This window comes from Streptococcus suis (assembly GCF_016775005.1).
GTDB lineage: Bacteria > Bacillota > Bacilli > Lactobacillales > Streptococcaceae > Streptococcus > Streptococcus suivaginalis.
In genome coordinates, this window is the sequence record NZ_JAEUXI010000009.1 from 1 (window position 1) to 13,631 (window position 13,631).

The window sequence follows — 13,631 nt, forward strand, 5'->3', positions numbered from 1 at the left end:
TTTGGCTCGGTAGCTCAGTTGGTAGAGCAATGGATTGAAGCTCCATGTGTCGGCGGTTCGATTCCGTCTCGCGCCATATACCCAAGTTCTTACCTTGGGCGCGTAGCTCAGATGGTTAGAGCGCACGCCTGATAAGCGTGAGGTCGGTGGTTCGATTCCACTCGTGCCCATTAATATATTGGAGAATTACTCAAGAGGCTGAAGAGGACGGTTTGCTAAATCGTTAGGTCGGGTAACTGGCGCAAGGGTTCGAATCCCTTATTCTCCGTACTAGACGAGATTATCTTTTGATATTCTCGTTTTCTTGTATCTTTTTCATGTTTGAGGTTTTTCTATGAATCGTTTTGCTAAGGTTATTGTTGCTGTATCGCTTTTTTTTGTACTTTCTTTTTCTTTGCTGTTTTTGTCGATTCAGCAATCTGTTACAATTCCATATATCACACCTTTTGTACATTCTTCGCTTGATGCTATTCACTCAGTTTTATCAATTCCTGTACATTATGTTTCAGCTCAGAAGGATGCTGTTCTTGATTTGATGAATACTTATCAAGAGAATAAGGAATTGAAGGTAGGTCTTGCAGAGGTGGATTCCTTGAAAGCTGAGAATGCTTCTTTAAGAGAAGAGTTAGCTGCCCTTCAATCTGATTTGGGAACCGTTTCTTCAAATCAGTCGACAACCTTTCTTTCTGCAAATGTCTTAGTACGTAATCCTGCATCATGGGTTAATTCGTTAACGATTAACGTAGGGAGCAGTAGTGGGATTTTGGAAGGGCAGTTGGTGATGGCGAATGGTGGCTTGATTGGGATGGTTGAAAAAGTATACGATGATTCAGCTGCTGTTTCATTATTGACGAATTCCGATGGCTTGAAGAAGATTGCTATTCGTATTGAGAATGGGGATACGGATGTTTACGGAATTTTATCAGGCTACGACACAGATAGTAATCGATTGATTGTTTCACAATTGAATAGCAGCGCTGATTTGACGACTGGTAACGCTGTTGTAACGAGTGACCTGGCAGGAACTAGCCCGGCGAATATCCAAATTGGTAAAGTTAGTGAAGTTGTAACGAGTTCTGGGAATTTGAATCGTCAAGTATACATCGAACCAACTGCCGATTTTTCAACTATTTATTCCGTATTGGTGGTGATGTCATGATGAAGTACCGCCAGCTTATTCTATTTTCTCCCTTGATTTTGTTTGTCAGTTTTCTTTTAGATGGGCAAATTACTCATTTATTGGGGAATTTTACACCAGGTATCTGGTTGGTTAGCAGTCAATTATTTTTTATTGTAGCTCTGTATACCATACCGTATTTTTCAATGATTAGCTTGATTGCTTGGTTCAGTTTTTTTGGGCTTTTGTACGATATCTATTATTTTAATATTTTGGGAATGGCGACCTGTATTTTTCCTTTAATGGCTTTTTTCACAGCCTTTCTCTTGGAAAAAATTCAATTCCGTTGGTTTTCAAGTCTTTCACTCTTGGTGATTTGGACCTTCATTTTTGAAACCTCTAGTTTTGTCTTGGCTCGTTTATTTGGAATGACAAATCTGTCGGTATTTATTTTTATCATGTATTACTTATTTCCGACTTTGGTCTTTAATAGCCTCTTATTTGTCTTCTTAAATCCTTTGTTAAATCGACTTTTTGGAATTACAAATAAGACATAGAAATGTAATAATTGCGTAATATATTTACGCAATTTTTTTGTTAAAATGGTATTGTCATAAAGAATAGAAGAGTTTAGAGGAGTTCATTCGTATGAAGAAAAAAATCATGGCTACATTGTTATTGAGTACAATCGTATTGACCCAAGCAGGAAATGTAGCTGTAGTGCAAGCAAACACAGATAGTCAAATTGCTGCACAAGATGCAAAGATCAACGCAATTACAGCTCAACAACAAGCTGCTCAAGAGCAGGTTGATGCTCTTCAAGCTCAAGTAGATGCTATCGTTGCAGAGCAAGCAGAATTGACTGCTGAGAATGAGCGCCTTGAAGCAGAATCAAAAGCTTTGAGTGCTGAAATCGAACGTTTGGCTGCTGATATCGTTTCTCGCGATGCTGCTTTGAAAGAGCAAGCTCGTAGTGCTCAGACAGATGGATCAGCAAGCTCTTACATCAATACAATCCTTGATTCAAAAAATATCGTTGACGCTTTGTCACGTGTAAATGCAATGCGTGAAATCGTTTCAGCAAACAACCGTATGTTGGAACAACAAAAAGCTGACAAAGTTGCGATTGAAGAAAAACAAAAAGCTAACCAGGAGGCAATCAACACCGTTGAAGCAAACTGGAAAAAATTGGACGATGCAGCTCAAGAATTGAAAACACAAGAGGCAGCTCTTAAAGTTGCTCAATTGAACCTTGCAGCTGAAAAAGCAACCGCTGAAAATGAAAAAGCATCTCTCTTGGCTCAAAAAGCAGCAGCAGAAGAAGCAGCACGTAAGGCAGCAGAAGAGCAGGCAGCATATGAAGCACAGCAAGCTCAGTTAGCGCAACAACAACAGCAAGCTGTAGCAGCAGTTGTTCAAACGTCAGCTCCGGCAGCAACAGCACAATCTAGCGCACCAGCAACAACTACATCTACTCCAGCAGCAAGTAGCACTACTCAGGCTGCGGTAGCCACTACAACTGTGGCTCCTAGCACAACAACTACAACAACATCAAATAATGCTTCTGTAGCAGCAAGCAATAGCAGCAGTGGTAATACATACCCTATCGGTCAATGTACTTGGGGTGCAAAACAAGTCGCTCCTTGGGTTGGCAACTACTGGGGTAATGCTAACCAGTGGCTCTACTCAGCATCTGCAGCAGGCTTTAGAACAGGTTCAACACCAGCAGTCGGCGCGGTAGCAGTTTGGACTTCTGGTGCATACGGACACGTTGCGGTTGTAACAGCTGTAAATGGATCTCAAATCCAAGTTGTGGAATCAAACTATAACGGGAACCAATATGTTGGTAACTTCCGTGGTTGGTTTAATTCGGCTTCTTCGGGCATCGCTGGGTATATCTATCCTTAATTCGTAGTGAATAGAACGTCATTGGCGTTCTATTTTTATTTGAAAATTGGTCTAAAAAGGTTTAAAATAGTAGAGTAGAAAAATCTAGGAGGATATCATGGCGTTTACCGACTTAAAGTTGTTTGCACTTTCGTCCAATCAACAGTTAGCAGAGAAGGTTGCAAAAAAAATTGGAATTCCTTTGGGGAAATCAAGTGTTCGTCAATTTTCAGATGGTGAAATTCAAGTAAATATTGAAGAATCAATTCGTGGCAGTCACGTTTTCATCCTTCAATCTACTAGTTCACCTGTAAATGATAATTTAATGGAAATTTTGATCATGGTAGATGCTTTGAAACGGGCATCTGCTGAGTCGATAAATGTTGTTGTTCCTTATTACGGCTATGCTCGTCAGGATCGTAAGGCTCGTGCTCGTGAGCCAATCACATCAAAATTGGTTGCCAATATGCTGGAAACTGCTGGAGTGGATCGTTTGTTGACCATCGACCTTCATGCTGCCCAGATTCAAGGATTCTTTGACATTCCCGTGGATCATTTGATGGGGGCACCACTTATTGCGGATTATTTTGAGCGTCGCGGGATGACAGGCGATGGCTATGTGGTGGTTTCACCAGACCATGGTGGTGTGACCCGTGCGCGTAAACTGGCGCAGTTTTTGAAAACACCGATTGCGATTATTGACAAGCGTCGTAGTGTTGATAAGATGAATACATCTGAAGTTATGAATATCATTGGAAACATCGAGGGCAAGACTTGTATCCTAATTGATGATATGATTGATACGGCAGGGACTATTTGTCATGCAGCAGATGCCTTGGCGGAAGCTGGTGCAACAGCTGTCTATGCATCTTGTACTCACCCTGTTTTGTCAGGACCAGCTATGGACAATATCACCAAGTCAGCCATTGAAAAACTGGTGGTCTTGGATACTATTGAGATTCCAAAAGAACGTTTGATTGAGAAGATTGAGCATATTTCAACAGCTGATTTGCTGGCGGATGCCATTATTCGTATCCATGAGAAACGTCCACTATCACCTTTATTTGAAACAAAGATTACCAAATAATAGTTGGAAGAGCCGTCAGGCTCTTCTTTTTGGTATAATGTTCTTATATAATTAATGAGAACGTTAAGAAAAGCGTATGATTTTAAAAAATCTGCGCGGAAGTCGGTAGAACTTCAAGGGGATTTATAGTCGAATGAATTAGCTTTCAGACAAGGAACTGAGGTGCAGGCTGTTCTAGGTTGGAGATAAGACTTGCGAAGCTAGTTACTTTCGTAGAGTACGGCAGGCCGAAAGTAACGCTGTATCAAAGTTAATTCAAATGACTATATCTAAATCACTAGCTTTTTAGTTCGCATACAATTATGAGTTTAAGGGGGCCAGCTATGAAGTTACATGACCGTTTTAATAAGAATTTGAATCGGATTGAGGTTTCGATGATTCGTCAGTTTGATCAGTCCATTTCGGATGTTCCAGGGATTTTGAAACTGACCTTGGGAGAGCCTGATTTTACAACGCCTGATCATGTTAAAGAAGCGGCCAAGGCCGCCATTGATGCTAACCAGAGTTACTATACAGGAATGGCTGGTCTTTTGGAGTTGCGTCAGGCTGCGGCTGAGTTTGTAGCAGAAAAATATAACCTGCACTACAATCCAGAAACAGAAATTCTTTCTACGATTGGTGCGACGGAGGCTCTATCAGCGAGTTTAGTTGCTATTTTGGAAGCTGGGGATACGGTGCTTCTACCTGCCCCTGCCTATCCTGGTTATGAACCAATTGTCAATATGGTGGGAGCAGATGTTGTTGAAATCGATACGACAGCTAATGATTTTGTGTTGACACCTGAGATGTTGGAAGAGGCGATTATTGAGCAGGGGGATAAGCTAAAAGCTGTCATTCTCAACTATCCTGCCAATCCAACGGGGGTGACTTACTCTCGTGAGCAGATTCAGGCCTTTGCGGATGTCTTGCGTAAGTATCCTGTCTTTGTCTTGTCGGATGAGGTTTACGCGGAGTTGACTTATACTGGTCAGCCCCATACTTCGATTGCGGAATTTTTGCCAGAGCAGACCATTTTAATTCAGGGCTTGTCCAAGTCCCATGCCATGACAGGTTGGCGGATTGGCTTGATTATGAGTCAGGCTTCCATCATCGCTCAAATTATCAAGAGCCATCAGTATCTTGTGACAGCGGCGTCAACTGCTATGCAGTATGGTGCAGTTGAGGCCCTGAAAAATGGTAAGGATGATGCTCTGCCGATGCGAGCGGAGTATGTCAAGCGTAGGGATTACATCATCGAGAAGATGACGGACTTAGGCTTTAAAATTATCAAGCCTGATGGAGCTTTTTACATCTTTGCCAAAATCCCTGCGGGTTACAATCAAGATTCTTTTAGCTTCTTGCAAGACTTTGCGAGAAAGAAAGCGGTGGCCTTTATTCCAGGTGCGGCCTTTGGTCAATATGGTGAGGGCTATGTGCGAATTTCCTATGCAGCAAGTATGGAGAAAATTCAAACAGCTATGGCTCGTTTGAAGGAATATCTGGAAGAAAATGGAACGAATTGAAACTAGGGGATTAGTCCTTTACAATCGGAATTTTCGAGAAGATGACAAGCTGGTTAAGATTTTTACGGAGAAGGCTGGCAAGCGAATGTTTTTCGTGAAACATGCCTCTAAGTCCAAGCTGGTAGCTTCTATTCAGCCTTTGACTTATGCGGATTTTATTGTCAAAATCAATGATGATGGTCTGTCTTATATCGAAGATTTTCATCAGGTACAGCCATTTAAGAATATTAACGGCGATATTTTCAAGCTCAGTTATGCCACCTATATCTTGGCCTTGGCAGATGCGGCCTTGCAGGACAAGGTCTATGACTCAGCTCTCTTTGCATTTTTGGTCAAGACCTTGGACTTGATGGAGTCAGGTTTGGACTACGAAGTCTTGACCAATATCTTTGAAATTCAACTTTTGGGAAGATTTGGCGTCAGTCTGAATTTTCACGAGTGTGCTTTTTGTCACCGGGTCGGTCTGCCTTTTGACTATTCCTACAAGTACAGCGGTGTCTTGTGTCCGCAACACTATCAACAAGATGAGCGACGGGCTTATCTGGATCCCAATGTTCCCTATCTACTTGATCAATTTCAGGCTATTTCCTTTGATGAGCTGGAAACCATTTCCATCAAGCCTGAGATGAAACGAAAATTACGGCTTTTTATTGACCAGCTGTACGAGGAATATGTGGGGATTCACTTGAAATCCAAGAAATTTATAGATGATTTGTCTTCTTGGGGGCAGATTATGAAACCAAGAACAGAAAATGAGGAAACAGAATGAAACGTATTGCAGTAGATGCTATGGGTGGGGACCACGCCCCTCAGGCAGTGGTAGAAGGTGTAAATCAAGCCTTGGCTGCCTTTCCAGACATTGATATTCAACTTTATGGTGATGAGGCTAAAATCAAGCAGTATTTGACAGCGACAGAGCGTGTTAGCATCGTCCATACGAAGGAGAAAATCAATTCAGATGATGAGCCTGTCAAGGCTATTCGTCGTAAGAAAGATGCTTCTATGGTCCTAGCGACCAAGGCTGTCAAGGATGGTCAGGCAGATGCAATCTTGTCAGCTGGAAATACAGGTGCTCTTTTGGCGGCAGGCGTCTTTGTCGTCGGTCGCATCAAGAACATCGACCGTCCAGGTCTTATGTCTACTTTGCCAACTATGGACGGTAAGGGATTTGATATGATGGACTTGGGGGCAAATGCTGAAAATACAGCTCATCACCTCTATCAGTATGGTATTCTTGGCTCATTTTACGCGGAGCACGTGCGTGGTGTCAAACAACCTCGTGTGGGACTTTTGAACAACGGTACGGAAGATACCAAGGGCACGCCAGTTCACCAAGAAGCCTATAAACTCTTGGCGGAAGACAAGTCGATTAACTTCATCGGAAATGTGGAGGCGCGTGAGTTGCTTAACAGCGTGGCGGATGTGGTCGTGACGGATGGTTTCACGGGAAACGCTGTGCTGAAAACAGTTGAAGGGACTGCAAAATCTATTGTCGGTCAGTTGACTGGCTCAATCAAGAATGGTGGTCTGCGTGCCAAATTAGGTGGTCTTTTGGTCAAGCCAACCTTGAAAAAGGCCTTGGGGGCTATGGACTATAAAACTGCTGGCGGTGCTGTCTTGCTTGGTCTGAAGGCACCTGTCATCAAGGCGCATGGGTCTAGCGATGCCCAGTCGATTTTCTATACGATCAAGCAGACACGTTCCATTTTGGAGGCTGGCATTGTCGAAAAATCGGTTGCCAAATTTTCAGTAGTGGAGGAAAGTCATGACTAGGGAGCAGGTCTATCAGCGGGTTGTTGCTATTATCCAAGAGGAGAAGGGCGATGATTTTCAAGTACAGGCAGAATCTTCTTTAGCAGATAATATAGCTGCGGATTCAGTGGAAATTATGGAATTCGTATTGACCTTGGAAGACGAGTTTGGTGTCGATGTTCCAGATGCAGCGATTGAGCGCTTTGAAACATTAGCAGATATTGTGGATTTTATTTGGAGTCAATTAAAAGAACGTTCGTAGATTACGGGCGTTTTTCTTTTTATTCGATAGTATTTTAGATTTTTGTTTGTTAACACGAATGTTGTGTGATAGAATAAACGAAAAGACTAGAATATTTTATGAAAGGCGAACATTCTCATGAAAACAGACCTTCTCTATTCAGGAAAAGCCAAAGACATTTACGCTACAGTTGACAGTGACCAGATTGTTGCGGTCTATAAGGATCAGGCGACGGCTTTTAATGGTGGTAAGAAAGAACAGATTGTGGGCAAGGGCCGGCTCAACAATCTGATTTCATCCTTGATTTTTGAAAAGTTGAATGAAGCTGGTGTCAAGACGCATTTTGTCAAGCGCTTGTCGGATACGGAGCAGTTGAATAAGAAGGTGGAGATCATTCCTCTTGAGGTTGTTTTGCGAAATGTGACCGCTGGGTCTTTCTCAAAACGCTTTGGGGTGGAGGAAGGGATAGCCTTACCTACTCCTATCGTAGAATTTTACTATAAAAAAGATGAATTGGACGATCCTTTTATCAACGATGAACATATTGCCTTTCTAGAACTGGCTAGTCAGGATCAAATTGCCTATATCAAGGAAGAAACAAGACGAATCAATGGATTCTTGAAGGACTTGTTTGCGCAGATTGGGCTGACTTTGGTGGACTTCAAGCTAGAATTTGGGGTCGACTTGTCTGGTCAGATTTTATTGGCGGATGAGTTTTCACCTGATAATTGTCGTTTATGGGATGCGGATGGCAACCATCTGGACAAGGATGTTTTCCGTCGGGGTCTCGGGGAATTGACCGAGGTTTACGAGGTCGTATTGGCAAAGTTACAAGAAGTGAAGTAAGGATTGGAAAAAATGGCGAAGCGGATTTTTGTTGAGAAGAAGGCAGATTTTCAGATTAAGGCGGAGGCTCTTCGTAAGGAGTTGACCCATAATTTGCAGCTGACGAGTTTGACGAGTGTACGTCTGGTGCAGGTGTATGATGTCTTTCATCTGGAGGAGGACTTGCTGGAGCAGGCGATCAAGCATATCTTTACCGAGCAGGTGACGGACAAGGTCTTGTCGGAAGCGGAACTGGGCTTGGAGGGGGCTGTTTATTTTGCGATTGAGGCTCTTCCTGGACAGTTCGATCAGCGGGCTGTCAGCAGTCAGGAGGCCCTTCTCTTATTGGGCAGTCGTCAGAAGGTGCGAGTCAATACAGGTCAGCTCTATATCTTGAATGGCGATGTGCGGGAAGAAGAGTTAGCTGCTATTAAGAACTATTTGCTCAACCCTGTGGATTCGCGGTTCAAGGACTTGGATGCTCCTTTGGTGGCTCAGGAGTTCTCGGTGTCAGATGCGACTATTCCAAGCTTGGACTTTTTTGCTAGCTATGGGGCGGAAGAATTTGCGGCTTACAAGCGTGAGGCTGGCTTGGCTATGGAAGTGGAGGACTTGCTCTTCATTCAAGACTATTTCAGTTCAATCGGGCGAGTACCAACTGAAACAGAACTCAAGGTCTTGGATACCTATTGGAGTGATCACTGCCGTCATACGACGTTTGAAACAGAACTGAGGTCTATTGATTTTTCAGCTTCAAAATTCCACAAGCAATTGCAGGCGACTTATGACAAGTATCTGGCTATGCGAACAGAGTTAGGTCGGACAGACAAGCCGCAGACGCTTATGGATATGGCGACCATTTTTGGTCGCTATGAGCGGACCAACGGTCGTCTGGATGATATGGAAGTATCGGACGAAATCAATGCCTGCTCGGTGGAGATTGAAGTGGATGTGGATGGCGTGAAAGAGTCATGGCTCCTCATGTTCAAGAATGAAACCCACAATCACCCAACAGAAATCGAGCCTTTCGGTGGTGCGGCAACCTGTATCGGTGGAGCTATTCGTGATCCTTTGTCAGGTCGTTCTTATGTTTATCAAGCCATGCGAATTTCAGGTGCGGGCGATATTACCCAACCTCTGACAGCTACTCGCCCAGGGAAATTGCCACAGCAAATCATTTCTAAAACAGCAGCACATGGTTATTCTTCATACGGTAACCAAATCGGTCTTGCGACCACCTATGTGCGTGAGTATTTCCACCCAGGTTTTGTCGCAAAACGTATGGAACTGGGTGCCGTAGTCGGTGCAGCTCCAAAGGAAAATGTGGTCCGTGAAAAGCCGGTCGCAGGTGATGTGGTCATCTTACTGGGTGGCAAAACAGGGCGTGATGGTATCGGCGGTGCAACCGGCTCGTCCAAGGTACAGACAGTTGAGTCTGTCGAAACAGCTGGTGCAGAAGTCCAAAAAGGAAATGCCATTGAAGAACGCAAAATTCAGCGTTTGTTCCGCAATGGTGATGTGACTCGCTTAATTAAAAAATCCAATGACTTTGGTGCAGGTGGTGTCTGCGTGGCCATTGGTGAGCTGGCAGACGGTTTGGAAATTGATTTAGACAAGGTTCCGCTCAAGTATGCAGGTTTGAACGGAACGGAAATTGCCATTTCTGAATCACAAGAGCGGATGAGCGTGGTTGTTCGTCCTCAAGATGTAGATACCTTTATCGCAGCCTGCCGTGAGGAAAATATTCATGCGGTTGTCGTAGCTAAAGTTACTGAAAAACCAAACTTGGTCATGACCTGGAATGGACAAACCATTGTTGATTTGGAACGTTCCTTCCTTGACACCAACGGTGTCCGTGTAGTCGTTGATACCAAGGTAGTTGACAGTTCTGTCAACTTGCCAGAAAGACGTACAACATCTGTCGAAACGCTACAGGAGGACTTGAAAGACCTTCTTTCAGACATCAACCATGCTAGTCAAAAAGGTTTGCAGACGATTTTCGACTCATCTGTTGGTCGTTCAACCGTCAACCACCCACTCGGAGGTCGCCAACAGCTAACTCCGACAGAAAGTTCGGTGCAGAAACTACCTGTCCAACACGGTGTGACGACAACGGCTTCTGTCATGGCTCAGGGCTATCATCCCTATCTGGCAGATTGGTCACCTTACCACGGGGCTGCCTATGCGGTCATTGAAGCGACAGCTCGCTTGGTGGCAACAGGGGCTAACTGGTCCAAGGCTCGCTTCTCCTATCAAGAATACTTCCAACGCATGGACAAGCAGGCGGATCGTTTCGGTCAGCCAGTAGCCGCTCTACTGGGGTCTATCGAGGCTCAGATTCAGCTTGGCCTGCCTTCTATCGGTGGCAAGGACTCCATGTCTGGTACCTTTGAGGACTTGACAGTTCCGCCAACCCTGGTTGCCTTTGGTGTGACCACGGCAGACAGCCGCAAGGTCCTCTCGCCTGAGTTCAAGACGGCTGGCGAGCACATTTACTACTTACCAGGTCAGACTTTGTCGGAAGATATTGATTTTGCCCTGATCAAGTCTAATTTTGAGGCTTTTGAAAAATGGCAGAGCGCTTATGCGATTACAGCTGCGAGTGCAGTCAAGTACGGTGGTGTTCTAGAAAGTCTAGCCCTCATGTCCTTTGGAAACCAAATCGGAGCAAGAGTCGAACTTGCAGATCTTGAAACCAGCTTGACAGGTCAGCTTGGCGGATTTGTCTTTACATCGAAAGAAGACATTCCAGATGCTGTGAAAATTGGACAAACCACCGCTGACTTTACACTCCTTGTCAATGGTGTCAACCTAGTAGGGCAGGACTTGCAGGTAGCCTTTGAAGGTAAGTTAGAAGAGGTTTACCCAACGGAATTTGAACAGGCGACAGAGTTGCAGGATGTTCCGGCGGTAGCCAATACAGCAGTTATTCAAGCTAAAGAAATTATCGAGGAGCCGATAGTCTATATCCCAGTCTTCCCAGGCACCAACTCAGAATATGATTCTGCCAAGGCCTTTGAACAGGCTGGTGCAAAAGTCAATCTTGTTCCATTTGTGACCTTGGATGCAGAGAGCATTGAAAAGTCGGTTGACACCATGGTTGACAATATTACCAAGGCCAATATTCTTTTCTTCGCAGGGGGATTCTCGGCTGCGGATGAGCCAGATGGGTCTGCCAAGTTTATCGTGACCATCTTACGAAACGCCAAGGTCCGCTCTGCTATTGACCAATTTATCGAAAAAGGTGGTCTCATCATCGGTATCTGCAATGGCTTCCAGGCCCTTGTCAAATCGGGCTTGCTGCCGTATGGAAACTTTGAGGAGGCGGGTGAAAGCAGTCCGACCCTCTTCTACAACGATGCCAACCAGCACGTTGCCAAAATGGTGGAAACACGGATTGCCAATGTCAACTCTCCGTGGTTGGCGGGTGTTCATGTCGGCGATATTCATGCTATTCCAGTTTCTCACGGGGAAGGGAAATTCGTGGTGACAGACGAGGAGTTCGCTATCTTGCGGGATAATGGTCAAATTTTCAGCCAATACGTTGACTTTACTGGTCAGCCAAGTATGGATTCTAAGTACAATCCAAATGGATCCAGTCATGCAATTGAGGGCATTACCAGCCGCAACGGTCAAATCATCGGAAAAATGGGGCATTCGGAGCGGTACGAGGACGGTCTTTTCCAAAACATTCCAGGTAAGAAAGACCAAGGACTCTTTGTCTCAGCGGTTCGCTATTTTACAGGAAAATAAATATGACATACGAAGTTAAATCACTCAATGAAGAATGCGGTGTTTTCGGCATCTGGGGACATCCGCAGGCTGCTCAGGTTACTTATTTTGGGCTCCATAGTTTGCAGCACCGTGGACAAGAAGGGGCAGGGATTTTAGCCAATGATGGTGGGCATTTACGTCGCCATCGCGGAACAGGCCTGATTGCAGAAGTCTTCAAAAATCCAGCAGATTTAGAAGCCTTGACTGGAAGGGCTGCCATTGGTCACGTCCGCTATGCAACTTCTGGCTCTGCTTCTATCAATAATATCCAGCCCTTCCTCTTTGATTTTGCAGATATGCAGGTGGGTTTGGCACACAATGGGAATTTGACCAATGCGGTTAGTTTGAAGGCTGAACTTGAAAAAAATGGTTCTATTTTCTCTTCTTCTTCTGACACTGAAATTCTCATGCACTTGATTCGCCGCAGTCACAATCCAGACTTTATGGGCAAAATCAAGGAAGCCCTCAATACTGTTAAAGGTGGCTTTGCCTACCTGATTATGCTGGAAGACAAGCTGGTCGCAGCTCTGGATCCAAATGGCTTCCGACCACTTTCAATAGGCAAAATGAAAAATGGTGCCTGGGTTGTTGCTAGTGAAACTTGTGCTTTTGAAGTTGTGGGGGCTGACTGGGTGCGAGATGTGGAGCCTGGTGAAATTGTTGTCATTGATGATTCAGGAATTCAATATGATAGCTATACAAGAGATACGCAACTGGCTGTTTGCTCTATGGAGTATGTCTATTTTGCTCGCCCAGATTCCGTTATCCATGGTGTCAATGTCCATACAGCTAGAAAAAACATGGGGCGTCGTTTGGCCCAGGAATTTCAACAGGAAGCAGACATTGTGGTCGGTGTGCCAAACTCTTCCCTATCTGCGGCTATGGGCTTTGCAGAGGAATCTGGTTTGCCAAATGAAATGGGGCTAATTAAAAACCAATATACCCAGCGGACCTTTATTCAACCGACCCAGGAATTGCGGGAGCAGGGTGTGCGCATGAAGTTGTCAGCAGTTTCAAGTGTTGTCAAAGGCAAGCGCGTGGTCATGATTGACGACTCTATTGTTCGCGGTACAACTAGCCGCCGCATTGTCCAGCTTCTTCGTGATGCAGGGGCAAAAGAAGTTCATGTGGCTATCGGTAGCCCAGAACTCAAGTACCCGTGTTTCTATGGCATTGATATTCAGACCCGTCGGGAGCTGATTTCAGCCAACCACACTGCTGAGGAAGTTTGTGAGATTATCGGGGCAGACAGTCTGACCTACCTTTCTCTTGAGGGGATGATTGAGGCCATCGGCATCGAAACTGATGCGCCCAAAGGCGGGCTCTGTGTAGCCTACTTTGATGGAGAATTTCCAACGCCTCTCTATGACTATGAGGAAGAATACCTCCGTAGCCTAGAAGAGAAAACGAGTTTCTACATTGAAAACGTCAAGTAAGTGACCGAGG

At 44.6% G+C, this 13,631-nt stretch carries 11 protein-coding genes and 3 tRNA genes; all 14 read left to right on the plus strand.

Annotated elements, in window-relative coordinates:
• Window positions 1-3: 3 nt before the first annotated feature.
• The 14 genes from JNG37_RS08980 (at window position 4) to purF (ending at window position 13,621) form a co-directional block, all read left to right on the plus strand.
• Window positions 4-76 (plus strand) — tRNA-Phe (locus JNG37_RS08980).
• Window positions 77-96: 20 nt separating this feature from the next.
• Window positions 97-170: transfer RNA gene (locus tag JNG37_RS08985), tRNA-Ile, on the plus strand.
• Window positions 171-180: 10 nt separating this feature from the next.
• A tRNA-Ser gene (locus JNG37_RS08990) sits at window positions 181-268 on the plus strand.
• Between the two features lie 66 nt (window positions 269-334).
• Window positions 335-1,159, plus strand: coding sequence for a rod shape-determining protein MreC (gene mreC, locus JNG37_RS08995; RefSeq protein WP_202848299.1), 825 nt, complete (start codon window positions 335-337; stop codon window positions 1,157-1,159).
• Window positions 1,156-1,674 (plus strand): rod shape-determining protein MreD, encoded by a 519-nt coding sequence (locus JNG37_RS09000; RefSeq protein WP_202848300.1) that lies wholly within the window; start codon window positions 1,156-1,158, stop codon window positions 1,672-1,674. The genes mreC and JNG37_RS09000 overlap by 4 nt, the downstream gene beginning before the upstream one ends.
• A gap of 91 nt (window positions 1,675-1,765) precedes the next feature.
• Window positions 1,766-3,025 carry a peptidoglycan hydrolase PcsB gene (gene pcsB, locus JNG37_RS09005; RefSeq protein WP_202848301.1) on the plus strand — a complete coding sequence of 420 codons (1,260 nt, stop codon included), beginning with the start codon at window positions 1,766-1,768 and terminating at the stop codon, window positions 3,023-3,025.
• A gap of 97 nt (window positions 3,026-3,122) precedes the next feature.
• Window positions 3,123-4,091: a ribose-phosphate diphosphokinase gene (locus JNG37_RS09010; protein WP_202848302.1), complete on the plus strand. Its 969-nt coding sequence runs from the start codon at window positions 3,123-3,125 to the stop codon at window positions 4,089-4,091.
• A 323-nt stretch (window positions 4,092-4,414) separates the two neighbouring features.
• Window positions 4,415-5,593 carry a pyridoxal phosphate-dependent aminotransferase gene (locus JNG37_RS09015; RefSeq protein ID WP_202848303.1) on the plus strand — a complete coding sequence of 393 codons (1,179 nt, stop codon included), beginning with the start codon at window positions 4,415-4,417 and terminating at the stop codon, window positions 5,591-5,593.
• A complete protein-coding gene (gene recO, locus JNG37_RS09020; RefSeq protein ID WP_202848304.1) occupies window positions 5,580-6,362 on the plus strand; it encodes a DNA repair protein RecO in 783 nt (260 codons plus the stop codon). The genes JNG37_RS09015 and recO overlap by 14 nt, the downstream gene beginning before the upstream one ends.
• Entirely contained in the window at window positions 6,359-7,366 is a 1,008-nt protein-coding gene (gene plsX / locus JNG37_RS09025) for a phosphate acyltransferase PlsX (protein ID WP_202848305.1), read from the plus strand. The genes recO and plsX overlap by 4 nt, the downstream gene beginning before the upstream one ends.
• The gene (locus JNG37_RS09030; RefSeq protein WP_172021837.1) at window positions 7,359-7,607 is read left to right on the plus strand and encodes a phosphopantetheine-binding protein; all 249 of its coding nucleotides are present in this window, start codon (window positions 7,359-7,361) and stop codon (window positions 7,605-7,607) included. The genes plsX and JNG37_RS09030 overlap by 8 nt, the downstream gene beginning before the upstream one ends.
• 117 nt (window positions 7,608-7,724) lie before the next feature.
• Window positions 7,725-8,432, plus strand: a complete 708-nt coding sequence (purC, locus tag JNG37_RS09035) for a phosphoribosylaminoimidazolesuccinocarboxamide synthase (RefSeq protein ID WP_202848306.1) — start codon at window positions 7,725-7,727, stop codon at window positions 8,430-8,432.
• Between the two features lie 12 nt (window positions 8,433-8,444).
• A complete protein-coding gene (locus JNG37_RS09040; protein ID WP_202848307.1) occupies window positions 8,445-12,164 on the plus strand; it encodes a phosphoribosylformylglycinamidine synthase in 3,720 nt (1,239 codons plus the stop codon).
• A 2-nt stretch (window positions 12,165-12,166) separates the two neighbouring features.
• The gene (gene purF, locus JNG37_RS09045; protein ID WP_105209063.1) at window positions 12,167-13,621 is read left to right on the plus strand and encodes an amidophosphoribosyltransferase; all 1,455 of its coding nucleotides are present in this window, start codon (window positions 12,167-12,169) and stop codon (window positions 13,619-13,621) included.
• Window positions 13,622-13,631: the final 10 nt, after the last annotated feature.